The 25,022-nt window shown below is 41.5% G+C and carries 30 protein-coding genes, 1 pseudogene and 1 riboswitch; of the genes and pseudogenes, 25 read left to right on the forward strand and 6 right to left on the reverse strand.

The window, feature by feature from the left end; all coding sequences use genetic code 11:
- Nucleotides 1-70 precede the first annotated feature (70 nt).
- The 6 genes from M3226_RS14730 (at nucleotide 71) to M3226_RS14755 (ending at nucleotide 5,087) form a co-directional block, all read left to right on the forward strand.
- A complete protein-coding gene (locus M3226_RS14730; protein ID WP_251566476.1) occupies nucleotides 71-1,534 on the forward strand; it encodes an aldehyde dehydrogenase in 1,464 nt (487 codons plus the stop codon).
- Between the two features lie 17 nt (nucleotides 1,535-1,551).
- On the forward strand, nucleotides 1,552-2,328 hold the full coding sequence (locus M3226_RS14735; RefSeq protein ID WP_251566477.1) for a 2-keto-4-pentenoate hydratase: 777 nt from the start codon (nucleotides 1,552-1,554) through the stop codon (nucleotides 2,326-2,328).
- A gap of 24 nt (nucleotides 2,329-2,352) precedes the next feature.
- Complete coding sequence (locus M3226_RS14740; protein WP_251566478.1) at nucleotides 2,353-3,135, forward strand: 2-keto-4-pentenoate hydratase; 783 nt, start codon at nucleotides 2,353-2,355, stop codon at nucleotides 3,133-3,135.
- A 4-nt stretch (nucleotides 3,136-3,139) separates the two neighbouring features.
- Complete coding sequence (locus M3226_RS14745) at nucleotides 3,140-3,352, forward strand: 4-oxalocrotonate tautomerase (RefSeq protein ID WP_308211948.1); 213 nt, start codon at nucleotides 3,140-3,142, stop codon at nucleotides 3,350-3,352.
- A 96-nt stretch (nucleotides 3,353-3,448) separates the two neighbouring features.
- A complete protein-coding gene (locus tag M3226_RS14750; RefSeq protein WP_251566480.1) occupies nucleotides 3,449-4,297 on the forward strand; it encodes an extradiol ring-cleavage dioxygenase in 849 nt (282 codons plus the stop codon).
- A 205-nt stretch (nucleotides 4,298-4,502) separates the two neighbouring features.
- Nucleotides 4,503-5,087 (forward strand): DNA-3-methyladenine glycosylase I, encoded by a 585-nt coding sequence (locus M3226_RS14755; protein ID WP_251566481.1) that lies wholly within the window; start codon nucleotides 4,503-4,505, stop codon nucleotides 5,085-5,087.
- A 47-nt stretch (nucleotides 5,088-5,134) separates the two neighbouring features.
- Here M3226_RS14755 and M3226_RS14760 read toward each other — a convergent pair whose 3' ends face one another.
- The gene (locus M3226_RS14760; RefSeq protein WP_251566482.1) at nucleotides 5,135-5,296 is read right to left on the reverse strand and encodes a hypothetical protein; all 162 of its coding nucleotides are present in this window, start codon (nucleotides 5,294-5,296) and stop codon (nucleotides 5,135-5,137) included.
- A 254-nt stretch (nucleotides 5,297-5,550) separates the two neighbouring features.
- Here M3226_RS14760 and M3226_RS14765 point away from each other — a divergent pair, with 254 nt between their 5' ends.
- From M3226_RS14765 to copZ, 4 genes are all read left to right on the forward strand, one after another.
- Complete coding sequence (locus tag M3226_RS14765) at nucleotides 5,551-6,204, forward strand: TetR/AcrR family transcriptional regulator (protein WP_251566483.1); 654 nt, start codon at nucleotides 5,551-5,553, stop codon at nucleotides 6,202-6,204.
- A 106-nt stretch (nucleotides 6,205-6,310) separates the two neighbouring features.
- Nucleotides 6,311-6,817 (forward strand): CBS domain-containing protein, encoded by a 507-nt coding sequence (locus M3226_RS14770; RefSeq protein WP_251566484.1) that lies wholly within the window; start codon nucleotides 6,311-6,313, stop codon nucleotides 6,815-6,817.
- A gap of 163 nt (nucleotides 6,818-6,980) precedes the next feature.
- Entirely contained in the window at nucleotides 6,981-7,322 is a 342-nt protein-coding gene (locus tag M3226_RS14775; RefSeq protein ID WP_251566485.1) for a metal-sensitive transcriptional regulator, read from the forward strand.
- A gap of 10 nt (nucleotides 7,323-7,332) precedes the next feature.
- Nucleotides 7,333-7,539 (forward strand): copper chaperone CopZ, encoded by a 207-nt coding sequence (copZ, locus tag M3226_RS14780; protein WP_251566486.1) that lies wholly within the window; start codon nucleotides 7,333-7,335, stop codon nucleotides 7,537-7,539.
- 337 nt (nucleotides 7,540-7,876) lie between these two features.
- Here copZ and M3226_RS14785 read toward each other — a convergent pair whose 3' ends face one another.
- A complete protein-coding gene (locus tag M3226_RS14785; RefSeq protein ID WP_251566487.1) occupies nucleotides 7,877-8,281 on the reverse strand; it encodes a VOC family protein in 405 nt (134 codons plus the stop codon).
- Between the two features lie 173 nt (nucleotides 8,282-8,454).
- Here M3226_RS14785 and M3226_RS14790 point away from each other — a divergent pair, with 173 nt between their 5' ends.
- Entirely contained in the window at nucleotides 8,455-8,895 is a 441-nt protein-coding gene (locus M3226_RS14790) for an SgcJ/EcaC family oxidoreductase (protein ID WP_251566488.1), read from the forward strand.
- Nucleotides 8,896-8,969: 74 nt separating this feature from the next.
- On the opposite strand, the gene M3226_RS14795 is transcribed toward M3226_RS14790, so the two are convergent.
- From M3226_RS14795 to M3226_RS14805, 3 genes are all read right to left on the reverse strand, one after another.
- A complete protein-coding gene (locus M3226_RS14795) occupies nucleotides 8,970-10,244 on the reverse strand; it encodes an MFS transporter (RefSeq protein ID WP_251566489.1) in 1,275 nt (424 codons plus the stop codon).
- 114 nt (nucleotides 10,245-10,358) lie between these two features.
- Complete coding sequence (locus M3226_RS14800) at nucleotides 10,359-10,679, reverse strand: hypothetical protein (RefSeq protein WP_251566490.1); 321 nt, start codon at nucleotides 10,677-10,679, stop codon at nucleotides 10,359-10,361.
- Nucleotides 10,680-10,811: 132 nt separating this feature from the next.
- Nucleotides 10,812-11,027 (reverse strand): alkaline phosphatase family protein, encoded by a 216-nt coding sequence (locus M3226_RS14805; protein ID WP_251566491.1) that lies wholly within the window; start codon nucleotides 11,025-11,027, stop codon nucleotides 10,812-10,814.
- 167 nt (nucleotides 11,028-11,194) lie between these two features.
- On the opposite strand from M3226_RS14805, the gene M3226_RS14810 reads away from it, so the two are divergent.
- The 3 genes from M3226_RS14810 to M3226_RS14820 all read left to right on the forward strand — a co-directional run bounded on the left by M3226_RS14810 (nucleotide 11,195) and on the right by M3226_RS14820 (nucleotide 14,444).
- On the forward strand, nucleotides 11,195-12,109 hold the full coding sequence (locus tag M3226_RS14810) for an alpha/beta hydrolase (protein WP_251566492.1): 915 nt from the start codon (nucleotides 11,195-11,197) through the stop codon (nucleotides 12,107-12,109).
- A gap of 676 nt (nucleotides 12,110-12,785) precedes the next feature.
- Nucleotides 12,786-13,280 carry a flavodoxin domain-containing protein gene (locus M3226_RS14815; protein ID WP_251566493.1) on the forward strand — a complete coding sequence of 165 codons (495 nt, stop codon included), beginning with the start codon at nucleotides 12,786-12,788 and terminating at the stop codon, nucleotides 13,278-13,280.
- 135 nt (nucleotides 13,281-13,415) lie between these two features.
- Entirely contained in the window at nucleotides 13,416-14,444 is a 1,029-nt protein-coding gene (locus tag M3226_RS14820; protein ID WP_251566494.1) for an ATP-grasp domain-containing protein, read from the forward strand.
- A gap of 47 nt (nucleotides 14,445-14,491) precedes the next feature.
- On the opposite strand, the gene M3226_RS14825 is transcribed toward M3226_RS14820, so the two are convergent.
- Nucleotides 14,492-14,866 carry a nucleotide excision repair endonuclease gene (locus M3226_RS14825; protein ID WP_251566495.1) on the reverse strand — a complete coding sequence of 125 codons (375 nt, stop codon included), beginning with the start codon at nucleotides 14,864-14,866 and terminating at the stop codon, nucleotides 14,492-14,494.
- Between the two features lie 273 nt (nucleotides 14,867-15,139).
- Between M3226_RS14825 and M3226_RS14830 the strand changes: the two genes are divergently transcribed.
- The 11 genes and pseudogenes from M3226_RS14830 (at nucleotide 15,140) to thiW (ending at nucleotide 25,022) form a co-directional block, all read left to right on the forward strand.
- The gene (locus M3226_RS14830) at nucleotides 15,140-15,721 is read left to right on the forward strand and encodes a TerD family protein (RefSeq protein WP_251566496.1); all 582 of its coding nucleotides are present in this window, start codon (nucleotides 15,140-15,142) and stop codon (nucleotides 15,719-15,721) included.
- Nucleotides 15,722-16,355: 634 nt separating this feature from the next.
- On the forward strand, nucleotides 16,356-16,754 hold the full coding sequence (locus M3226_RS14835) for a hypothetical protein (RefSeq protein WP_251566497.1): 399 nt from the start codon (nucleotides 16,356-16,358) through the stop codon (nucleotides 16,752-16,754).
- 220 nt (nucleotides 16,755-16,974) lie between these two features.
- Nucleotides 16,975-18,648, forward strand: a complete 1,674-nt coding sequence (hutU, locus tag M3226_RS14840; RefSeq protein ID WP_251566498.1) for a urocanate hydratase — start codon at nucleotides 16,975-16,977, stop codon at nucleotides 18,646-18,648.
- A gap of 22 nt (nucleotides 18,649-18,670) precedes the next feature.
- Nucleotides 18,671-19,965: pseudogene (gene hutI / locus M3226_RS14845) on the forward strand (imidazolonepropionase).
- The gene (locus M3226_RS14850; protein WP_251566499.1) at nucleotides 19,943-20,962 is read left to right on the forward strand and encodes an agmatinase family protein; all 1,020 of its coding nucleotides are present in this window, start codon (nucleotides 19,943-19,945) and stop codon (nucleotides 20,960-20,962) included. The pseudogene hutI and the gene M3226_RS14850 overlap by 23 nt, the downstream one beginning before the upstream one ends.
- A gap of 274 nt (nucleotides 20,963-21,236) precedes the next feature.
- Nucleotides 21,237-21,716 (forward strand): metallophosphoesterase family protein, encoded by a 480-nt coding sequence (locus M3226_RS14855; RefSeq protein WP_308211949.1) that lies wholly within the window; start codon nucleotides 21,237-21,239, stop codon nucleotides 21,714-21,716.
- Nucleotides 21,717-21,727: 11 nt separating this feature from the next.
- A complete protein-coding gene (locus M3226_RS14860) occupies nucleotides 21,728-21,967 on the forward strand; it encodes a glutaredoxin family protein (RefSeq protein ID WP_251566501.1) in 240 nt (79 codons plus the stop codon).
- A gap of 66 nt (nucleotides 21,968-22,033) precedes the next feature.
- A riboswitch (TPP riboswitch) is annotated at nucleotides 22,034-22,144 on the forward strand.
- Nucleotides 22,145-22,233: 89 nt separating this feature from the next.
- Nucleotides 22,234-23,040, forward strand: coding sequence for a hydroxyethylthiazole kinase (thiM, locus tag M3226_RS14865; RefSeq protein WP_251566502.1), 807 nt, complete (start codon nucleotides 22,234-22,236; stop codon nucleotides 23,038-23,040).
- A 14-nt stretch (nucleotides 23,041-23,054) separates the two neighbouring features.
- Nucleotides 23,055-23,864 (forward strand): bifunctional hydroxymethylpyrimidine kinase/phosphomethylpyrimidine kinase, encoded by an 810-nt coding sequence (thiD, locus tag M3226_RS14870; RefSeq protein ID WP_251566503.1) that lies wholly within the window; start codon nucleotides 23,055-23,057, stop codon nucleotides 23,862-23,864.
- On the forward strand, nucleotides 23,861-24,502 hold the full coding sequence (gene thiE / locus M3226_RS14875) for a thiamine phosphate synthase (RefSeq protein ID WP_251566504.1): 642 nt from the start codon (nucleotides 23,861-23,863) through the stop codon (nucleotides 24,500-24,502). Before thiD ends, thiE begins: the two co-directional genes overlap by 4 nt.
- Before the next feature lie 4 nt (nucleotides 24,503-24,506).
- The gene (thiW, locus tag M3226_RS14880; RefSeq protein ID WP_251566505.1) at nucleotides 24,507-25,022 is read left to right on the forward strand and encodes an energy coupling factor transporter S component ThiW; all 516 of its coding nucleotides are present in this window, start codon (nucleotides 24,507-24,509) and stop codon (nucleotides 25,020-25,022) included.

Here is a 25,022-nt window from a genome sequence, read left to right on the forward strand (position 1 = left end):
ATTCGGAAGCGTTACCATGTAGTTAAGAAAAATATTAAATTATCATTTATTTATTAGGAGGAATATCGATATGCAAGTAGAAACTAGAGTAAGAGCGATTAATTGTTTGCACTTTATCAACGGCCAATTTGTCGAATCACAAAATCAAAAGACCTTTGAAAATATCAACCCAGCAACAGAAGAAGTGTTAGGAACCGTGGCCGAAGGGGGGAAGGAAGAAGTTAATTTTGCGGTAGCTGCTGCCCGTAGAGCATTAAATGGAAAATGGAAGACAATGCCTATTGTAGAGCGTTCAAAAATTATCCGCAGGATTGGCGATTTAATTCTTGAAAGACAGGAAGAGTTGGCACATCTTGAATCCATGGATACTGGTAAGCCATTTACATTAGCAAATAGTGTAGATATTCCGCGTGCAGCCTTTAACTTTCACTTTTTCGCTGATTATATGATTTCTGTTAATACTGATTCGAATATGCAGGATGATATCGCCCTTCATTATTCATATCGCCGCCCAGTCGGTGTGGTTGGGATTATTAAACCTTGGAACCTGCCGTTACTATTGTTGACTTGGAAGTTAGCACCATGTTTAGCAATGGGTAATACAGCTGTTATTAAACCGGCCGAGTGGACGCCAATGACCGCAACTGTATTAATGGAGATTTGTAAAGAAGCAGGGGTGCCTGATGGTGTAGTAAACCTTGTCCATGGTTTTGGTCCTAATTCCGCCGGTGCTGCGATTTCGGAACATCCAGATGTGGATGCGATTTCATTTATTGGTGAGCCAAAAACAGGTACTGCAATAATGAAATCGGCGGCCGATTCCTTGAAAAAACTTTCCTTTGAACTAGGCGGGAAAAATCCAAACATTATCTTTGCTGACTCTGATTTAGATGAAGTGATTGAAACAACAATTAAATCCAGCTTTGTGAACCAAGGGGAAGTTTGTTTGTGCGGTTCACGGATTTATGTGGAACGTCCGGTTTACGAAGAATTTTTAACAAGATTTGCGGAACGGGTTAGAACATTAAAGGTCGGCCACCCGCTTGAAGCGGACACGAATGTTGGTGCATTAGTAAGCAAAGAACATTATGACAGGGTAAACAGCTATATCGATATCGCCCGAGAAGAAGGTGCCACCATCTTGACGGGCGGCAAACGTCCAGATGGATATAAAAAAGGGTACTACTTAGAACCTACTATTTTAGTTGGGCTTGATCGAAATTCTCGCTGTGTTCGTGAAGAGATCTTTGGACCTGTGGTTACAGTTATGCCGTTTGATATGGAAGAAGAAGTCGTCATGCAGGCAAATGATACCCATTATGGCTTGAGTGCAACGATTTGGACAAATAATCTTAAAAGAGCGCATCGGGTTGCACACCAGTTAGAGGCAGGAATTATTTGGGTAAATACTTGGTTCTTACGCGATTTAAGAACACCATTTGGCGGTATGAAACATAGTGGAATCGGAAGGACAGGCGGCATGCATAGTATCGATTTTTACTCCGAACTTTCCAATGTCACGATCAAACTATAAGAAGGGAAGTAAATACTTTGACTAGTAAAGTAACACAATTTGCAGAACAATTATCCGAAGCAGAAACGACGAAAGTCGGGATTGCTCCTTTAACATCGGTTGATCCAGAACTTACAGTGGAAGAAGCTTATTATATCCAGCTTGAAAATATTAATAAAAAAATAGCACAAGGTCAAAAAATCGTTGGAAAGAAGATAGGCTTAACATCTTTAGCGATGCAAAACCTGCTCGGAGTTGATGAGCCGGATTACGGGCATTTACTCGATAGTATGGTAGTGGAAAATGGCGGAACCATTTCAATAGAATCGGTCCTACAGCCAAAGGTAGAAGCCGAGATTGCTTTTATTTTAAAAAAGGATTTACGTGGACCAAATGTGACCACTCTTGATGTTCTTCAAGCAACAGACTATGTCGTTCCAGCACTTGAAATCGTCGACAGCAGAGTTCAAGATTGGAAAATCAAACTGCAGGACACGGTTGCTGACAATGGCTCCTCTCAGTCTTACGTGTTAGGTGGAAAACCTACTAAAATAGAAGATATTGATCTTGAATTAATCGGCATGGTCTTAACAAAAAATGGTGAACTCGTGAATACTGGCGTCGGCGCAGCAGCGTTAGGAAATCCAGCTACGTGTGTGGCATGGTTAGCCAATAAACTATCAGAATTTGATATCCCGCTTCGGGCCGGAGAAGTGATTTTATCTGGTGCGTTGTCCGCAGCAGAAGTGGCCAATAAAGGAGATTCCTTCACTGCAAGGTTTGCTCATCTCGGTCAGGTCAGTGTGCACTTTTAATTTGAAGAAAAAGAGGGGAACAGTGTGAATCAAATCAAGGAAATAGCTAATTATCTTGTTGCCGCCGAGCTTGAAAAACGTGAGGTTGTAAAGGTAACTGCCAACCTAAAGCCTGATTTAACCGTAGAGGAATCATATCAGGTTCAAGAAGAAATCGTCCAAATGAAATTACAAGAAGGCAGAAAAATCGTTGGTCCCAAGATGGGCTTAACTAGTTTTGCCAAAATGAAACAAATGGGAATTGAGGATCCGATCTATGGATATGTGTTTGATTATATGTTGATTGAAAATGGCGGAAAACTGCCTTTACATGAGATGATCCATCCGAAAGTGGAAGCGGAAATTGCATTTGTGATTGGTGAAGATATCGAAGGTCCGGGTGTGACCGGTGCTCAGGTCCTTGCAAAAACGGAATATGTTCTGCCGGCATTAGAAATCATCGACAGCCGCTATGAAAACTTCAATTTTACCTTACCGGATGTCATTGCGGATAATGCTTCAACTTCAAGGGTTGTATTTGGAACAACGTTAAAGAAACCGGAGCAATTTGAATTGGATTTACTTGGGTCAACTTTGTCTATTAATGGAGAAATCAAGGAACTGGGGGCAGGTGCCGCAGTATTGGGGCACCCAGCACATTCCGTTGCCATGCTGGCGAATATGCTTGCGAGAAAGGGAGAAAAAGTTCGTAAGGGTGATGTCATTTTAACAGGTGGGATTACCAGTGCCGTTATGTTGAAATACGGCGACGTCGTCAGCGGAAAATTTGATGGGCTTGGTGAAGTCACTTTTACGGTAACGGATTAGAGAAATACTTTTAAAACAAAGGATGATAAGCATGCCATTAATTAATGTACAAATAATGGAAGGTAGACCTCCCGAGAAAGTAACCGAACTAATCAAAAATCTTACTAATACGGTTGAGGAAACCTTAAACGCACCGAAAGAAAGCATCAGAGTTATCGTGACAGAAATTCCAAAGACCCATTGGGGGATTGCAGGTATACCTGCTTCGGAACGGTAGGAATTCATAAACGGGAGCATGGGGAATATCAATGCTCCCACATTTTTTCTATTTTTGTAAGCGTTAACCTGTTTATTAATTTTATAGGAGGATATTATGACCATTGAATTTAGTATGATAGCTCCCCATGTCCCTAGTATGTGCCATGAAGATCAAGTGCCGGATTTTCAGATGGATATGGCTTCATCCATGAAAGTAGTAGCCAAACAAATAAAGGAAATAAACCCAGACGTAATTGTTTTAGTTTCTTGTCACTGGCCATCGACGTTTTTCCATTATGTTGATTGTACACCTGTCCATAAAGGGATATTAACTGCCTTCGAAGCCCCAGACCTAATTAAAGACCTCCCGTACAACTACCCAGGTGATGAAGAATTAGCGAACAAGCTCGTAAAGGCAGGAGAAGAGGCTGGCCTACAGGTCCAGGGGGTAAATGATCCATATTACCTGTGGGATTATGGAAGTGTGGTTCCATTGCGGTACCTAAATCCAGATGAAGAAATACCGGTTATTAATTTATCGGTTACATTGGCAGCCAGTATCGAAGAGACCTATAAATGGGGTCAGCAAATCGCAAAAGTTTTACAAGAAACAAGTAAAAGAGTTGTCTTTATTTCAAGTGGTGCCTTGTCACATAATTTAGTGAGGGGCAGACATAATAAACCAACCATTACTGAACATGCCATGGATAAGCAATTTCTCGAATTTGTAATGAAAAAGGACTATCAATCCGCCTATGATATGCTTCCGGAGTATGCAAGGCTGGCTAGAGTCGAATCAGGCGGCCGCCATCTTGCCATGCTTTTAAGTATGCTTGACGAAGAATGTAAACCAACTTTCTATGCAGATGGGCAGTCTTCAGGCAGCTGGAACGTGCTGATTACCTTCCAAAAAGTCACAGTACCAGCCGCAAATTTAATTGCTGAGAATGAATTTGCCAAATAATTTTTTTCAGAGCCGGAAACCTGCTGCTGGAGGTCCGGTTTTTTGATCGTTAAAGAAATTATAAAATTTTCGCTTGTGGATAACTCTTAATAAATGGACTATCGATGTCCAGCTCCAGCGCTTTTGTTCTTGTAAGGATACCTTTTTTTGAAAGAATATGTGATACTTAAAGGATAATGATGACAACTATTTAGGAGCACTTGCAATGAATGATAAAGAAATAAGATGCGGATGGGTGAATCAGGATCCACTCTATATCGATTACCATGACCATGAATGGGGGGTACCGGTTTATGATGACCGCCAGCTGTTTGAATATTTAAATCTTGAAGGCGCTCAAGCCGGACTCAGCTGGTATACGATTTTAAAAAAGCGTGAGAACTATAGTCAAGCTTTCGATCATTTTGAGCCCGCTAAAATTATTCGCTATGATGAGAACAAAATTGCTGAACTGTTACAGAATAAAGGAATTGTTAGAAATAAGCTGAAAATAAATGCGGTTATTACAAATGCAAAAGCTTTTTTTAGCGTAGTAGAGGAATTCGGATCATTTCAATCTTATATTTGGTCTTTTGTGGACGGAAAGCCAATACAAAATCATTTCCGTGAAATGAGTGAGGTCCCTGCAACGACGGAAATCAGTGATCGGCTCAGTAAAGATTTAAAGAAACGAGGCTTTAAATTTGTGGGTTCGACTATTTGTTATGCCTTTATGCAGGCAGTGGGGATGGTAAATGATCATATTACTACATGTATGTGTTATAAAAGCTTGAACTCTGAGGATAATTAATGAAAAAAAGCCCATCACAATTTGTGACGGGCCTTTTTAAATAAAGCTTATTTGGTTGGTTTCTCCATCATAAAATCAGAGGCTGGAATGGGAATAATTTTACCACCGATTTGGACATGAACGGTATCGTTGAAAATGGCTTTGACAATTCCTTTTAATGAAATAGTTGAATTTACAGATATATTCTTAGATTCAGATTGGTTTGCCAAATTAATCAACACCTTCCAATTGTTTGTAAAACTGTATGGTTTTTTAGAAAATCAAAAAATTGATACTTTAAATTATTCGCATAAAAATGGCAAATTCCTGCTTAACAAAATAACTTTTATTTTTATAGTAGTAGTGATAAAATGATAACATGAACTCTGGTTCAAGTATTACACAAAGTATCTTTTCTGTCAATTTAAAATTGAACTATGGTTCAAATTTTTAGTTAGTGGTATGATAGATGCGAGGTGAAAGCATGTCAGATGATGAGAACCTAGTAGGTGAATTTCCATTTTTGCCAAAACAGGAACGCGCTCAAGCTAAAAGAAATGCGTTAATTGAAAGTGGATATGCTTTGTTTCATGATAAGGGTTATGAGCAGACAACGGCAAAGGAAATCGCTGCTCATGCAGGGGTTGCAACAGGAACTTTTTATCGATATTTTTCCGATAAACGGCAGCTGTTGATGTCGCTGCTTGAGGATAAAATTGATACTTTTCTTCCACCGGAAATAAGCTGGTTATCTAGCGATCCAGTGGCAACATTGGCGTCTTCTTTAGAAATTCATTATAACCGGATCCATGAGTTCGGACTCCGTCATGTTCTGCCTGAGCTGTTATCGAAGGATTCCGAGCTTGCAGCCGTTCTGGACAAGGCTAAAAAAAGAATTCATGCTAGGATTTTTAACGGATTAAAAAAAGCAGGAGAAAAAGGGTTAATTTGGGATGATTTGGATTTAGATACCCTTTCATGGGCGATTATGATGATTGTCGAGAACGGACTTGATAAAACAAGCCAGTCTGAGAAACCTTCTCCGTATCAGGACATTGCCAAGCTCATTTGCCGGATGGTGTTCCCTCCTAGAGTTTTAGAGCAGTTATCTAAAAATGATGTGGAAGCAAATAATTAAAAATTTATCATTAATCATTAGCAATTTGAAAATAATATCTTGAAAGATGGAATTTATTTATATTCAAGATAACATGAAAATAGTACAAAAAATAAAGGAAATGAGCATGATTTATTTTGGAATTGATTCAAAGAAAGCGGTGACCATGATGAAAGTAAGAGATTTTATGGTGAGAGACGTTATATCTGTTAGTCCAGAAAATTCAGTTAGAGAGGTCATGTCTGTATTTGTAGAAAAGAAAATTGGCGGGGTTCCCATTACAAAAAAAGATGGTACATTATACGGCATGGTAACAGATGGGGATATTATTCGGGCTATAAAGCCATTAGATAAGCGGATACATGATTATTTTAGTTTCATTACTTATATAGCAGTGGAGGAACGGGATGTCCACTTAAGTGAAGTCATTAATAGGGAGATTATTAAAATTGCGAAAACACATGGTCTCGTAACGGTCCATCCTGAAGATGATATGGAAAAAGTGGTCGATCTGTTATCAAAACATCACTTTAAAAAACTGCCTGTCGTCAATGGAGTGAATCGTGTAGTAGGTGTCATCAGCCGTGGCGATGTGATTCGCAATATCCAGCAAACGATAGTTGAAAATATGTAACTTCTTTAGAGAAGGAAAGAATGGGCTGTTGATTTTTTAATAATCATCTGCCTATTTTTTTGTTTTTAGAAAGGGTAAACTGTGCTAGTAGTATCTCTAGTTTCGCCCTTCGCTTTACTATACGGGGGTATGATATAATATTCCTAAAAAGGGAGGCGTGTTAATGTCTCATGAATTAGAACAGGAGTTAACCGAAGATTCCTGCTGTGAAGATGGGGGAAGCCAACGGAAAAGTCATCATCCAGATAAAGTAAAAAATAATCTTGTCACGAGGTTAAACCGAATTGAAGGGCAAATCCGTGGGATTAAAGGCTTGATTGAAAAAGATACGTATTGTGATGATGTCATTAACCAGATTGCTGCAACACAATCGGCGTTAAACAGTGTAGCGAAAATATTGCTTGAAGGTCATCTCAAGAGCTGTGTCGTTGAAAGAATCCAAGAAGGCGATTTCGAAGTCTTGGATGAGGTTCTTGTGACGATCCAAAAGTTGATGAAAAAGTGAGGAAACTATAATGGAACATGTTACTATAAATGTAAGTGGAATGTCTTGTGAACATTGTGTCAAAGCAGTGGAAGGCAGTGTCGGCGAACTGCAAGGTGTAAAAAAGGTGTCGGTAAACCTGGCAAAAGGTAAAGTGGATGTAGAGTTTGATACCAACATGGTTTCACTTGATAAGATTAAAGAAACAATTGATGACCAAGGATACGATGTGAAATAAGAGAAAACACCCAGGTTTAAACGCCTGGGTGTTTTTCATGGGCAAGAAAAGTATAGATTTACTACTTGTGGACCACTTTTTACAGGTTTAGCCACGTCCAGCTCCAGGCGACATCGGCTCGAGGTCACAAGCTTATCCAGTTGCACTCCTTGGGACGCAAGTCTAAGCCACTCCCTGAAGAAGGCAAAAAACACCTTCTTACAGTGTGCGTCTTATTCATACGTCCCAGAACAGTCGCCTCCACATTTAGATCAATCCGTCCAAAAGGTAAAGAACAATCTTTCGGCCGGCTCGTCTTGTGCTTGTCGCCGATAGGCGGGCGCCTTGCGATTTTTTTCTAGCTGACGGTAAACATCCAAGTCACTCCATATTTATCCTGTACAGAACCGTGCAGCTTAGCAAAAAATGTTGGTTGCAGGTCCATATAAACCGATCCGCCTTCTTTAAGAACTTCCCATGCTTTCAAAGCACGATCTTCAGAGTCAAGCTCCACGCTTATGGACACTTTTGCACCTTCTGGTAAGTCTCGATTCGAATCTGAACCATAAATAAATCCTGATTCTGTTAATTTCAATTGAGCATGTAAAACAAGGTCTTTTTCGCTGTCAGACACAGGAAATTCAGGATTTGGAGGCAAGTCCCCATACTTCTGCATGGATACGACTTCTCCATCAAAGGCCTTTTGATACATTTTAAACGCCTCATCACATTCTCTGTTAAACATTAAATACGGTGTAATCATAAAATCGACTCCTTTATTTTTCCTTGTTTTATGTATTTTCCTAGAACAAAGATGTTATGTTTTTATTATAACCGAACGTTAGTTCTATATACAATAAAAACATTTTAATTTATTTGAAGAAGGTCTCTAATTGTTTTACGATTAATAATAGAGTAAAAGAGGGGTGAATTCTCATGGAACGAATCATAGAAGTAGAAGGAATTTATAGACAGCTATTGGAGGCTTGGAATATTCGCAGTGCTCGTGGAATGGCCGATTTATTTACAGATGATGGTGAGATGATTGGATTCGATGGGAGTCTTTCAGTTGGCAGCGAGGAAATATTTTCGCATCTTAAACCAATCTTTGAACACCATCCAACAGCTCGCTTCATAAGCAAAGTAAAAAATCTGCATTTTTTGAGTCCTGATATAACTATATTGCGCGCAATTGCTGGTATGCTCCCTCCAGGACAATCAGATATTAATCCAAATGTAAACACGCATCACACGCTTGTTACTATTAAAATTGATGGAGATTGGCGGATTAAACTGTTTCAGAATACTCCGGCCCAGTTTCATGGAAGGCCTGAGCTAGTAGAACATATGTCCAATGAGCTTAGGGAATTATTATAGTAAACACTTAGTTAGCAAAATAAAAAACAGTACGATTTCACCTGCAAATCGCACTGTTTTTTCAAATATAAATCCTATTGTGAAATGGAATTAGATTTGATAATCGCCTCATTCTCCGGAACCCTGATCAGAAGCAGGCCGCCGATTATAAACAATACGATCAGGCTAAAAACACCGCTATTGGTATTCCCGGTCATTTGGGCCGTGAATCCGACTAAAAATGGACCTAAGATCGCGGCAAACTTATAAAATATACTATAGAACCCAAAGAATTCGTTGGCACTTTCCTTTGGGACCAGTTTAGCAAAATAGGCACGGCTTAGTGCCTGAATACCTCCCTGTGAGGAAGCGACTAGCATGGCGAGAATCCAGAAATCCAGTGTGGTTTTTAAAAAATATGCATAGATACATATTACGACATAAACAACGATTCCCACTAACAGCATCGTTTTTCCCTTGTAGCGGTCAGCCAACTTTCCATATAGAACCGAAAACGGTGCGGCCACCACTTGCGTCGCAAACAAGATCATTAAGAGATTGGTTGAGGAGATACCAAGATCAGAGCCATAGGCTGTAGACATCGTAATAATGGTATTAACCCCATCAATGTAGAAGAAATACGCAACTAAAAATAAAAAGAGCGGACGGAAAAGTCTTATTTTTTTAAAGGTCAAAAAAAGCTGTCGAAACCCATTGGTAACTGGATTCGGGACGCGTTCCTTATAATAAATCTGCTTGACGTTTTTCAACATGGGAATTGTAAACAACCCCCACCATAGGGCTGTGATAGCAAATGCTGCTTGACTTGCGACCGTAACAGAGATTGGAAGGATACCTTGCTGCGATAAAATGATAAGCGCTATTCCCAATATAAACGGGACGGTACTGCCGATATAGCCCATTGCATAGCCTTTAGAGGAAACTTGATTCATTCGGTCTTCACTCGTGACATCGACAAGAAAGGCATCGTAGAAAATATTGGTTCCGCCAAAACCGATGACAGTCACCATATAACAGATTAAGAGAATCAGCCACTGGTTACTAGGAACAACGGCAAGTAACAGAGTGAAGATAATTCCGAGTGCAAAGAAAAAGGTAAAGAATCGTTTTTTGAAGCCCTTGAAATCGGCGATGCTGCCTAAAATAGGGGCGCAAAGAGAGATTAACAGTGTGGCTAACGAGTTGGCATAACCCCAGTAGGCCGTAGAGGTAGAAGCGGCAATTCCGGCTTCCTTTGCTGCTGCCTTGAAATATAACGGAAAGATGGCAGTCGTAATCAGGATGGAATAAGCAGAGTTTGCCCAATCATAAAAAACCCAACTCTTTTCTTGCTTCGTCATCCGACTCATGTAACATCCTCCTTTAAAGTTAACAACTCTTCAATTACTTCTTCATCGGTGTAATGGTTTTGATCAAATCGCTCTCGTAATCTTCTAAAAAGAAAAATCCACAATTAGCTTGAATTATAAAGGCACAGGCAGGGGCTGCTCCTCTTGCTGCTGCTTCTTCTCCGGTAATGAATGTCTCAATTCCGAAGTCCGGTTCCTCACTAATAAATTTAAGAGATTGCGAACAGCTTTAAAAGTGTCCACCTCTTCGGGATCTTTAAGATAAATATATGCTGAGCCATCACAACTTTTACAGTAGGCCTGCCAATTTATTAGATTCTCATTTGCGTTTATGATGATTAAGTTTTGTTTATCTAATACCACATTGAGGATAATCGCCTTTTGTTCATCAAGTGCACTATGATCACCTAGAGCGATGATGGTGGGATTGTTCAAAATCTGAGCTTCTTTTAAAGCAGCTAGCTAGTATTCTCCCAAGACGATCATTATGACGATGAAGCGCTTGTATCGCTTCTTCTGAAGAAAATCCATGTTAATGGCGGTGGGTATCTAAATCGGTAAAGTGGACTAATAATAGGTTAGGTTGATGACCTCGTGCCGGTTTCGGCAGTTTCCGGTAACGATCGTCGCATGACAAGGATAGGCGATGGAACGATAAATAGATTCGACACGTTCCACGAGTGCCCCGTTGGTAAGAATGGTTGAAAGTGTGGCAGTTCTTTTAGGATGGGAAGGTGTAAAGCCGAAAGACAGCCAAAGGAAATGCTCGGTGAGACGGTTCATTGGACACCTCCTGTTAACTTAATTGTACTATAGGCAGGATCAATTGCTACAGTTTATTTACAAAATATTCGAAAATTAGATAGATTTACTGAATGTATACCTCAGGATTATTCTTTTTTTAGTATAATGAAATTAGCAGATATTGGATGGGAAGGTGGAGTGTAATCATGCCAAGTTTTCAAAGTTATTTTTTTGAAAAAGCAATTAAGCTTTCAGTGAAACGGGCCGTCAAAAAAGGCGTTCGCCCAAAAGGTATAGTAGAACAACGGGAGATGCTGGATACCGCTGCCAGTAAAATCGGCAGACTCCCGAAAAACTGTCAGGTAGTCCCGTTGGAAATAGAAGGGTTATATGCCGAATGGTTAACCACTGGCATTCCTTTGCCGGATAAGGTGATTCTTTATCTTCATGGTGGTGGTTATGCGCTTTGCTCTGCGAACACGCATCGGCCGCTATCTGCTAGAATTGGGAAACAAGCTGGTTTGAAGGTGCTGTTCCCTGAGTACCGGTTGGCACCCGAACATCCTTTTCCTGCTGCGATAGAAGATGCTGTTAATGTATATCAATGGCTGTTGAAGCAGGGGTATACAGGTAAGGACATTATTTTCGCAGGCGATTCGGCGGGAGGCGGCTTGTGTCTGGCAACGGCACTAGTCTTAAGGGATCAAAATGATCCGCTTCCGGCTGGGATCGTTTGTCTATCTCCATGGGTGGATTTAACCAGCAGCGGGGAAAGTTATCAAAAAAATGAAGAAGTGGATCCTTATTTAAGTCTGAGGGCTGTAAAGGAAGCTGCCCAAATGTATGCTGGAAAGGAATCTCTTGACCATCCGCTGATTTCACCTGTGTTTGCTGACCTTACCGGATTGCCGCCTCTCATGATTCAATCGGGGACGCATGAAATTTTGCAAAGTGATGCCATTTCGCTCTCCATTAAAGCAAAGGCAGCAGGTGTGAAGGTATCATTTAAGGCATGGGATGGCATGTGGCATGTTTGGCAAATTAGTGGGGATCACTTGCCGGAAGCTAGAAGGGCAACTAAGGAAATCGGCCAATTTATAAAGCGGATTATCCAAACGTGAAGGTCAATGCTGACTTTCACGTTATTTATTTAACAGCTTGTTTGGAATTGTACCTTGTGAGAAGGAAACAAGGCCAAGATTATTGGTTGTTTCGATAATAGAGCTTTTTTCAATGGAATGATAGCGTAGCAGGAAACGTATAGGATATTACTTTTATAGGTAGTGAAGGCTTTATAAATCGTGTGATAGGGAGGGAGGCGCTGTCACGAATAATTGTAGGTTATAGCCAATTAGGGTGTCTGTCGGAAAGTGGCAGAAAGTGTGCGTAACTTTGACTAAATGAAGGTGAAACTGTTTTCCAGCTCTTATCGTCGTCGTTTCTGATTCGGTTTTCATCAGATGGTAATCGAATGGGGGTTGATTACTTAAAGTTTCACCTTCATAAAGGCTGGCTTCAATTTTAGTCCTCCTGCTTGTCCCATCCAAATAAAAACCTGACCACGCTCCACCGCCGTACAATCGGTCCCGCCAAAACAAACGGAAACTGTATCAAATCCACCTTAAATCACCTCCTCAGATTGTAATTGGTGACAGGCACCATTTCTGTAATAATATTGCCACTATTTTTCCGAGCATTTGGCCTTATAGGAATTATAATGAAATCAGTATACTCGCATCTTGGTTCCAGCATGTCATTACGGCTGTTTTCTTGTTAATTAAAGGAGGGCTAATACGCATGAAAAGTTTAATTGTTTATTGCTCGTCCCATGGGACTACTGAAAAAGTGGTTGGAATATTAAGCGATTATCTTGCAGGAGAAGTGGTATCGGTAGATTTAAAGAAGGATAACAATATCATTGATTTAAAAAATTATGATGCGGTTATCATAGGCGGTTCGATTCATGCCGGTATGATACAACGAAGAATTAAAAAGTTTATTCAAACCCACCATGATGAACTAGTAGATAAGGAACTTGGTCTATTTCTAGTTTGCATGCGTGAGGGGGATTTTGCCGTGGAGCAATTTAACAATGCCTATCCGCAAGATTTGCGGAAGAATTCGGTTGCACTCGGTCTTTTTGGCGGCGAATTCCTTGTATCAAAAATGAATTTTTTTGAACGACAAGTGGTGAAAAAGGTGGATGGGATTACAACTGATCAGTACAAATTGGATTTGGAAGCCATAAGGGAATTTGCGACACGGTTTAATGATTTGAAGATGATGGTATAGGCTTTTAAAGCCGATTCTTGGTATAAAAATGTTCTTGCAAATGGCGGGAACATTTTTTTTTGCAGAAATTGATTATAAAATGTTTTTTCTTTGTCCATAATGGAAAGGTCAATTTTAATGTAAGAGAGGTTTACAATGAAGATTTGGTTTAATCGATGGTTTACAACAGTTACGCATTATATGGATATGATACGCGATAATGAAGACCATCGGAAATTTACGATTTATGGAACAAGCCCGAATAAAGATGCCCTATATTTACAAAATTGTGATTATGCCTTTGTTGAACCTGACATTTCAGGGGATGAATATATTGAATTCTGTCTCGATTTTTGTCAAAAACACGGAATTGATATTTTTATACCCCGCAAAGAAAATGTTTTGATTTCGAAGCGATTGCCGGAATTTGCGGAGTTAGGAGTGAAGGTCCTAGTTTGTCCTGATGCAGCCTTAATGGAAACCATGGATAACAAGGCAGCTGCCTATCAAACCTTAACAAACGGAGCTCCCATTTTTTCGATCCCGGATTATTATGTCGTTAATAATATTAATGATTTTAAGCTGGCTTACACATCGCTTAAGGAAAAGGGGCACACGGCTTGCTTTAAACCAGCAATTGGGGAAGGAGCAATGGGGTTTCGGGTCATCAAGGAAGAAACGGAATCCATCCATCATCTTTTCCACAGCGGTGGCGGTTATCGAATCTCGTATGATCATGCCTGCGAGATCCTTGGTCAGCAGGAGACTTTTCCTGATTTAATGCTGTTGGAGTATTTAGAAGGCAGAGAATACAGTATTGATTGCGTGGCATCACAGGACCAATTGTACGCAGCCATTCCGAGGATGAAAGGGGATGGACGTGTCCGGGAACTTGTAGAAAGTGTCGAGCTGATTGAGTTGGCGCACAAGTTTCACCACGAGTACCGATTACCATTTGTATTTAATATTCAGGTGAAATACAGCAAGGGGGTGCCGAAGCTGCTTGAGATTAATCCGCGTATGAGCGGAGGCTTGCATTTCAGCTGTCTTTCTGGGATTAATTTTCCGTACTTGGCTATTAAGATCTTATTAGGGGAGAAAATTCGTCCATTAAGGCCGCGGTTTGGTATCCGGGCAAGTCATCTTGAAAAAGAAATGATTTTAAAATTGGACGATATTAGTTAAAACAAAGAGCAGGTCCTGCTTAAAAAGCGTGAACCTGCTCTATCTGTTTATTTATAGAAAACTTTCTCGATATTGTATTTAGCGTGAAGTGTATTAATGATGTAGGTTTCATATATTTCTCGGTCCATTGGTTCTTCAACCACTAATACGGCAATCTTATAAACTTCGTCGCGATGCTCCTTGATCGGTGAAACGGTATCCTCAAAGTGACGCTTTACCCGAGGCCGCAGCTTTCTTGCTTTTCCTACATAAAGCAAATCGTCATTTGCGTTAAAAAATAAGATAATCCCACCCTTGTCACGGGGGATTTTATTATAATCAGTAAAACCATAGATACTGCTTAAAGGGGCTTCGACTTTTTCGCCGACTTGTCTGCTTTTTGTAATGACGAGATCTGGATTTGGTATTTCAATTTTTATCATAAAATGATTCGCTCCCTGCTTAAATATAACGGCTAAACCAGTTTAGCCAAGAGTTCATTATAGCATATCCTGCCAGTTTAGGTTGGACTTTCTTAATTTAACCATTTTTCTCAATTTGAAACCGATTTTTTTGCTGCTGTTGTATATGAGTTAAAAGTAGTAAAATAAATTAAATTTTTGTAGAATAAAGGAAGGTATTGGAACTTTCTATCGTTCCAGTCGTTTTGTTTTGTTTTGTGGAGTTACATAATAAATAGTGGAAAGGGTGTTAGTATGGCAATTTCATTGTCTAAAGGTCAAAAGGTCGATTTAACGAAAACGAATCCTGGTTTGTCCAAGGTTATTGTGGGTCTGGGCTGGGATACGAACCGTTATGACGGTGGGAACGATTTCGATTTGGATTGCAGCATCTTTCTTTTAAATGCTAATGGTAAGTGTGCATCTGAAAAGGATTTTGTTTTCTATAATCAGCTTGAAGGCGGAAATGGCTCCGTAGTACATACAGGTGATAATCGTACTGGAGCAGGAGACGGGGACGATGAGCAGGTGAAAGTAGATTTGTCTGCTGTGCCGGCTCAAGTGGAACGGATTTCGTTTGTTATTACGATTCATGATGCGGAAGCAAGAGGTCAAAATTTTGGACAGGTTTCTAATGCCTTCTGCCGCGTTGTAAATGAAGAAACAAATCAAGAAATTATTCGTTATGATTTAGGCGAGGATTTCTCCATCGAAACAGCCATTATCGTAGGTGAACTATACCGTCACAACGGTGAATGGAAGTTCTCTGCAGTCGGATCGGGCTACCAGGGCGGACTCGCCCGGATCGCTACCGACTTTGGCCTCAACGTAGGCTAAAACTTTACAAGAAAAGTGGAGGGCGCCCGCCTATCGGCGACAAGCACAAGACGAGACGGCCAAAAGGTTGTTCTTTAACCTTTTAGACGAATTGATCTAAATGTGGAGGCGACTGTTCTGGGGAATGCATAAGACGCCCACTGTAAGAAGGCGTTTTTTGCCTTCTTCAGTGGGGGCTTATGACTTCAGTCCCAAGGAGCAGCAACTGGATAAGCTTCTGACCTCGAGCCGATGGCGCCTGGAGCTGAACCATTCTCGAAGTCAAAACCTTTTATCTTATCTCATAAAAAAGGACGAGAAGAAAAATTTCTTCTTGTCCTTTTTAATGTTTGTTTTCACTTGTTATATAGTATAAATGGTGACAGGCACCATTCTTACTTGCTCGTTTAGATTGGTTCTGTTTATGAATGTTGGCATTTGGTTTAGGTAAACGGGAATGCAGATTAGGGTGTCTGCTATGGATTGGACCGCGTCTAATGGTTTGGTGGTTAAGGTATTGCCAAGGATATAGAGGCCTCTTATGATCGTCACAATTGGTGTATCGGATATAATGGCACTTTATAGTTATTAGTCATTTCATGTCATATTGTGGTATGGTAAATAGGTTAGTGAATCAGCTGTAAGAGGTGACTGTTTGATGAAGTATTTGCTTAAGACACAAATATTTGCAATATTATTAACATTATCTTGGAGTATTTACTTGGTTGTTTTAGCCTTCCTAGACCAGCCCGACCGTGCCCTTCGATACATAAATTCATTTGTGTTTGGATTGGCTATTCTTTTAGCCGTAATATATTTTGTTTTAACCAGGTATATGCTGGGGAGAAACTGGTCTGCACTTCTTTTAGTCCTAATCTCTTATTTACTTCTATACAAGCCAATATTTCAGGGAATTTTGTTAAGAATAACCGGTGATAGTTATGGAAGTATCATCAAATTTCTATCAACATCTACTGGAACAGTTCATTTACTCGCCATCATTATTGGAGTCGGTACTGGTATTCTCTTTTCCAGGCCGCAGCTTAAAAACTAAAACAGCAAAAGGATAAATACCCGATCACTTAACGGGCATTTATCCTATTTTTTTTGGATTTGAGGGCTTCCCTTCTTTTGTTTCTAATGTACACATGGAATGGACAGTGTCCACGTTTGGTGTCAGGCACCAAAAATTGTAGAAATTTATCCGTATTTTTCAGATCGTTTTATTTTTATAATGAAGATAGATTGATTGATATGTAGAGGGAGTGAGGGGAATGGAGACAAATACGGGGAAACATCGGGTGATTCAGAACTTTACGGGAACGCAGTTGCATGCGAAGGGCTGGATTCAAGAAGCAGCCCTTCGCATGCTGATGAACAATCTTAATCCGGAGGTAGCGGAGCGGCCGCTGGATTTGGTGGTTTACGGAGGGATTGGCAAGGCGGCGCGAAACTGGAAATCCTATGACGCGATCGTTAAAACACTATTAGAATTAGAAAATGATGAAACATTGCTCATTCAATCTGGTAAACCTGTAGCTGTATGGAAATCCCACAGGGATGCACCACGTGTTTTACTTGCTAATTCCAATCTTGTACCTGCATGGGCGACATGGGAGCATTTTCATGAACTCGATCAAAAGGGGTTAATGATGTACGGCCAGATGACTGCAGGAAGCTGGATTTACATCGGCAGCCAAGGCATCGTCCAGGGAACCTATGAAACTTTCGCAGAATTAGCGCGGCAGTCATTTGGCGGTTCATTAAAACATACGATTACACTAACGGCCGGTCTTGGGGGGATGGGTGGCGCACAACCGCTCGCGGTCACGATGAATGAAGGGGTCTGTATAGCGATTGATGTCGATGAGTCCAGAATCGACCGGCGAATCGAAACCGCTTACCTTGACATAAAGTCTAAAGACCTTGATGAGGCCTTGAAATTAGCACAAGAAGCCAAAATAGCAGGAAAGGCGTTCTCCGTCGGGCTACTTGGTAACGCTGCTGAAATCTTGCCTCTAATCATTGAAAAGGGATTCACTCCCGATGTATTAACCGACCAAACCTCAGCACACGACCCATTAAACGGATATATCCCTGCAGGCTTGACACTTGAAACCGCTGCAACTTTACGAGTCCAAGAACCTGCCAAATATGTGAAGCTTGCCAAGCAAAGTATGGCGACACATGTGAAGGCGATGATAAAATTGCAGGAAAAAGGCGCCGTTACATTCGATTATGGAAACAACATCCGCCAGGTGGCCAAAGATGAAGGGGTTGAAAATGCCTTTGATTTTCCTGGCTTCGTGCCAGCCTATATTCGCCCACTTTTTTGTGAAGGGAAAGGACCTTTCCGCTGGGCCGCACTATCCGGCGATCCCGAAGATATTCGAAAAATTGATGAAGTTCTCTTACGTGAATTTAAAGAGGATCAACATTTATGCAAATGGATTACGATGGCACGAGAAAAAATCAGCTTCCAGGGACTTCCCGCCCGGATTTGCTGGTTAGGCTACGGCGATCGTGCCAAATTTGGAAAGATCATCAATGATATGGTCGCATCGGGAGAAGTTTCCGCACCCATCGTGATTGGACGCGATCATTTAGATGCAGGTTCTGTCGCGTCGCCAAACCGGGAAACGGAGGGTATGAAGGATGGAAGTGACGCTGTGTCGGACTGGCCGATTTTAAATGCCCTGATAAATGCTGTTGGCGGTGCCAGCTGGGTTTCGGTTCACCACGGCGGCGGGGTTGGCATGGGCTATTCACAGCATGCAGGGATGGTTATTGTAGCTGACGGCACCAAGGAGGCAGAAGTCCGCCTGCAACGGGTTTTAACCACGGATCCAGGGATGGGTGTCGTCCGTCATGCAGATGCCGGTTACGAATTAGCCATCAAAACGGCAAAAGAAAAGGGTATCAAAATGCCCATGCTCGACCAGGACTAACGAAAGAAAGTGGGTGAAGCAGATGGGCAAGGCAATTTTTATAAGGAATGCAGCTCAGCTTGTAACACTAAGGGGGAGTTCCGCTGCTCTCCTTGTTAAAGAGAGAATGTCTGAGCTAGGTATCATTGAAAACGGCAGTGTATGGATTGAGGACGGTATTATTCAAGCAGTTGGCAAGGATGAAGTGCTTTTTGAAAAATTTGCCGCACGTATCGAACAAACAAAAAGTGGTTGATGCAACAGGCAAACTTGTCACACCAGGCCTCATAGACCCGCACACACATTTAGTTTTTGCTGGAAGCAGGGAAACTGAATTTAACATGCGCCTCGAGGGTGCAACTTATATGGAGATTATGAATACCGGCCGAGGCATCCATGCAACAACAAAGCGGACAAAGCAGGCTACCCATGAGGAACTTTTCCAAGAAAGCTTCGAGCGGTTAAATCAATTCTTACTCCATGGCGTCACAACGGTTGAAGCGAAGAGCGGCTACGGAATGGAATGGGAAACCGAACGCAAACAGCTCGAAGTGGCAAAACAGCTGAACGAGCTTAATCCAATAGATGTTGTGTCGACGTTTATGGGGGGCACATGCGGTACCTAAATAATATAAGGACAATCTCGATGATTTTGTGAAACTTTTGGTGAAAGAAATGATTCCAAAGGTGTCTGAACTCAGACTCGCTGAGTTCAATGATGTTTTCTGTGAAAAGGGTGTGTTTACTCCCGAACAAGCACGAACGATTCTCGAGACGGGAAAGGTTTATGGCTTAACAGCGAAAATCCATGCAGATGAAATCGAACCTTTTGAAGGGGCGGAACTGGCCGCTGAAGTGGGGGCGATTTCCAGGATCATTTATTAAAAGCCTCTGAAAAAGGACTACGGGCAATGGCGGATAAAGGAGTCGTCGGAGTCCTTATCCAGGGAACCGCTTATTTTTTAATGGCGGAGTCGGCAAATGGTCGTCACATGATCGATTTAGGGGTACCGGTAGCTCTATCGACCGATTGTAATCCTGGCTCATCTCCAACTGTTTCGCTGCCATTGATCATGAATTTAGCATGTTTAAAAATAGGGCTGACACCAGGAGAGGTAATCACTGCAGCAACTATTAATTTCAGCTCATGCTATTGGGCGTGCCAGCCAAATCGGCAGTTTAGAGGAAGGGAAAAAAGGGGATGTTACGATATTTAATATAGAGAATTATATGAAACTCCAATACTTATATGGGATAAATCATATCGATACCGTAATCAAAAATGACAGAGTCGTGGTAAAGGGAGGTCGGCTGATTGAAAAGTTTTCTCTATCCTAAATTAATTCCACCGAGTTTTGTTTGGATCAGGCCTGAAGGGAACACCCAAATAACAAAGGTTCATGAATGGATTCAGCCGCTCTCAACCAAGTCCAATCCAGAACAGACCAGGAACACGGACGTTGTGGTGGTAGGTGTCCCGCTCTCTCGTTCATCGATTAGTCCCTCTGGGGCATCAGAATTTCCTGATGCCTTCAGGCGTGCCTGGAAGGGATTTACTACTTATAACATAGATGAAGATGTGGATTTAGCAGATATGACGGCTCTGGACGTGGGGGATGTACCAATGCATGTAACCGATATCCGCCGCTGTCATGACAATATCGTCGAGGCATCGGCTACTATCCATCGGAATTTTACTACTTCGATAGTGGCGGCAATTGGCGGAGATCATTCGATTACGGCCATGATGGTTAAAGGATTACACTGGGCCAAACCGCGCGAGAAAATCGGCATTCTTCAATTTGATACTCACTTCGATTTAAGGAGTCTGGCCGATAATGGACCATCTAATGGAACACCGATGCGGAATTTGATTGAAAGTGGTGTGATAGAAGGCTCGAATTTATACAACATTGGTTTGCATGGTTTTTATAACACCAAAGATTTGAAGCAGTATGCGGATGAAAAGGGCGTTAATTATTTTACACTTCACCAGTCTAGAAAAAGGGGGATCGAAGAAACGGTTAGTCAATGTCTTAAAGAGCTTGCTGAAAAGGTCGATACTATTTATTTGACCGTAGACATGGATGTTCTCGATATTGTCTATGCCCCTGGGGTCCCGGTTGGAACACCAGGCGGAATGACAACAGCAGAACTCTTGAAAGCAGTACTCACTGCTGCTAAGCATCCAAAAGTCAAAGCCCTCGACATCGTCTGCCTCGACCCACTAAGAGACACCCAAGTTCATACAACCGTAAAACTTGGCACCCACGTCTTTTTAACCTTTCTAACAGGGGTAATGTTACGAAAAGTGACAGGCACCGAAAAAGGATAAACACGTTAACTAACTGACAAATAAACAAGGATGGTGGGTCAGTATCATTGGTTAAAAAGTTGCATGAAACCTTGAGTTATTCTCAAGGTTTTTTATTTATGGATATTTTGTTGTACAACAGTTAATTTCCGACATCATTATGCGAAAAATGTCTGTTTGTGCGCTTTCCCGAGGAATAAAACGCAGTAAACACTATCATTCAACATGCAGCTCTCGTTGTTATATAATAGAAATACTAGACATCATAAAGAACGAGGGATAAGATTTGAAACTTGTGATTATTTCCGACACCCATATGCCTAGACGAGCCAAGGGGCTACCAGCAAGATTGAAGGAGGAATTATCGGACACGGATTTGATCATTCATGCCGGCGACTGGCAGACCATAGACGTTTTACAAGAGCTTCAATCCTATGCGAAGGTTGAAGGGGTCTTTGGGAATGTCGACGATGATTATATTCAGGAACATTTCCCCGAAAAAAGGATTTTAAAGCTAGGCAGGTTTAAGATAGGTATTACCCACGGGCATGGAAAAGGAAAAACGACTGAAAAGCGGGCCACACTGGCGTTTAAAGAGGAAGCAGTAGATTGTATCATTTTTGGTCACTCTCATATCCCGCTAAAACGTTATGAAGACGGTGTGCTTCTTTTTAACCCTGGTTCACCCACAGATAAACGGCGTCAGAAGATGTATTCCTTTGGGATTTTTTATATTGGTGATACCATAGAAGCACAGCATATTTTTTTCAAATAAGGGAGAAACCAATGAATAAAACAGTGATTGTCTATACCACCAACGATTGTATTGAATGTACAATTGTTAAAAAGGTACTAACGGAGGAAGGTATACCGTTTGAGGTCAGGGACATCTCAAAAAATGCTTCCTTCCAAAAAGAAGTCGAACAATACGGTTTCCTAGGGGTTCCAGTGACCGTACTAAATGATCGTGCAATAAAGGGATTTACAAATGAGTTAAAGGAAATTATTGACTTAGCGAAATGTTAAGGTGTCAAATAAAAATTCTTTACATTGTAGAAAATTAGCGTTAATATGAGTGTAATTTAATAACCAAAGATCTACTAGGGGTGCCCTGTGTATCAGGCTGAGAGAAAACAATAAAGTTTTTAACCCTTTGGACCTGATCTGGGTAATACCAGCGGAGGAAAGTAGCTAAACGAGATATTTTTTTGCGTTTTTCTTTCAAAACACTAACCAGATCCAATTTAGGGGTCTGGTTTTTTTATTTTAAAAAAAGAAAAGGGGAGTTTATATTGGAACCAAATTTCGTATATGAAACATTACAAAAAGTAAGAGAGGTTAGCCCGCTAGTACATAATATTACAAATGTCGTTGTGACAAATTTTACTGCAAATGGTCTGCTTGCCTTGGGTGCATCGCCTGTCATGGCTTATGCCAGTGAAGAGGTAGCGGACATGGCGAGGATTGCCAGTTCACTGGTTTTAAATATCGGTACGTTAAATGCCCAGAATGTTAATAGCATGGTGATCGCGGGGAAAGCAGCTAATGAGCAGGGCGTTCCTGTCATTTTTGACCCAGTGGGAGCCGGGGCAACCACATATCGAACCGATACGGCCCACAAAATCATGAGCGAAGTTAAAGTTTCAGTGGTCCGAGGAAATGCCGCTGAGATTGCCAATGTAATTGGTGAAAAATGGCAAATAAAAGGTGTTGATGCCGGTGCGGGAAATGGAGACACAGTCGAACTTGCAATCAAGGCAGCGAAGATAAGTGGATGTGTTGTTGTCATAACCGGAAAAGAGGATATTGTATCAAACGGTGAAACCAATTATGTCGTATCAGGCGGACATCCAATTTTAACAAAAGTGACTGGTACGGGCTGCCTATTAACTTCCGTAATCGGTGCCTTTGCTGGAGTGGAAAAGGATGTACTTCAAGCAGCGGTTGCTGCTTTAGCTTATTATGGAATTGCTGCGGAAAAGGCGGCTAAGAAAACAGCTGAAGCGGGACCAGGCAGCTTTCAAATTGAATTTTTAAACCAATTAGCATTAGTCACAGAAGAGGATATTAAGGCAAATGCATCTATTAAGAAGATTTAACGGAGGTTTGTAAGATGAATAAAGCATTAACAATTGCCGGCTCAGACAGCGGAGGCGGTGCCGGAATTCAAGCTGATTTAAAGACCTTTCAAGAATTAGAGGTCTTCGGTATGTCCGCCATAACGGCAGTCACCGCGCAAAACACCTTGGGCGTTCATGGGGTTTATCCGATGACACCGGAAGCGATCATTCAACAAATTCAAGCGATTGGGGAAGATATCGGTACGGATGCGGTGAAAACGGGGATGCTGTTTAGCTCAGATATTATTGAAGCTGTTTCTGAGCAAGTGCGGAAATATAGATGGGAGAATCTCGTCGTTGATCCTGTGATGATTGCTAAAGGCGGTGCATCTTTACTGCAGCAGGAAGCGATTTTTGCGATGAAAACCTATTTATTACCGCTCGCCAATGTGATTACACCGAATATTCCGGAGGCGGAGGTTCTAACGGGTTTGACCATAAGAAGCGTCGAAGATAAAAAGGAAGCTGCCTTAAGATTGGTTGAGCTGGGTGTTCAAACGGTCGTCATCAAAGGCGGTCATGATGAAGATGAATCTGAGTCAACGGATTTACTATATGATGGTAAAGAGTTTCATACCTTTACCAATAAACGAATTCCGACAAAAAATACACATGGAACCGGATGTACGTTCTCAGCAGCGCTAACGGCTGAACTTGCGAAAGGTGCGTCAGTTTATGATGCAGTCTTAACAGCAAAGGAGTTTATTCAAGCGGCAATTGAGGATGGCATTGAAGTCGGTCATGGACATGGGCCGACAAACCATGGGGCGTTTCGGAAGAAAAGGGAGCTTGGAAATCGATGAAAAACCTGCATGAGGCTTTAAAGGTATATTTTATCATGGGCAGTCCTAACTGCCTCAAAGACCCTGCCGATGTTTTAAAAGAAGCAATCGCTGGCGGAGTCACGATTTTTCAATTCCGTGAAAAAGGAAAGGGAGCTTTAACTGGGGCAGAAAAACACGAACTCGCTAGCCAGTTACAAAGTATCTGCAAAGAACATCAAATCCCCTTCATCGTTAATGATGACATTGAGTTGGCAATCGAGCTGGATGCGGACGGTGTACATATCGGGCAAGAGGATGAGCCAGTAAAGGTGGTACGTGAAAGGATTGGCGACAGTAAAATTCTTGGTGTTTCTGTCCATACTCCAGAAGAAGCCGAGACGGCACTCAACGATGGTGCTGATTATTTCGGTATTGGACCCATTTACCCTACTAGCTCCAAGGATGACGCAAAGCCTGTCAGGGGAACAGAGGTAATCGAAATTCTCCGCAAACAAGGCTACACCATTCCAATGGTCGGAATAGGCGGTATTACTAGTGAAAATGCAGCGGCAGTCGTCAAGGCCGGAGCAGATGGGGTTTCCGTTATTACGGCCATCAGCCATGCAGATTCACCACTCGAAGCAGCAAAGGCATTAAAAAATAGTGTGGAGGGCTGATAACATGAATAAAACGTATAAGCTGACACTAACGGCGATGATGGTCGCGATAGGCACGATTACTAGTAATCTCGTAGCCATACCAATTGGGTTTACAAAGGTATTCCCCATGCAGCATTTTTTAAATGTCTTATCTGCTGTCTTACTAGGGCCCTACTACGCCGTCGCCCAGGCCTTTTTGGTCTCATTGATCCGTAATTTAATGGGAACAGGTTCTATTTTTGCCTTTCCTGGCAGTATGGTCGGTGCCCTACTCGCATCGCTTTTATTTTTAAAAACAAAAAAGATATTCCTTGCATTTGCCGGTGAAGTAATCGGAACAGGGATCCTTGGTGCGCTTTTATCCTATCCAATCGCCACGTTAATCCTTGGACAAAAAGCAACCCTATTTGGATTTATTCCGTTATTTATCTTCAGCTCATTTGCAGGTGCACTGCTTGGATTTTTGGTCTTAGTTGTATTTTTAAGAAAGAAAGTATTAGTTATGGATGATAGTAAATCTCCAGCTATAAAGAACTAG

Source organism: Neobacillus cucumis, assembly GCF_023715505.1.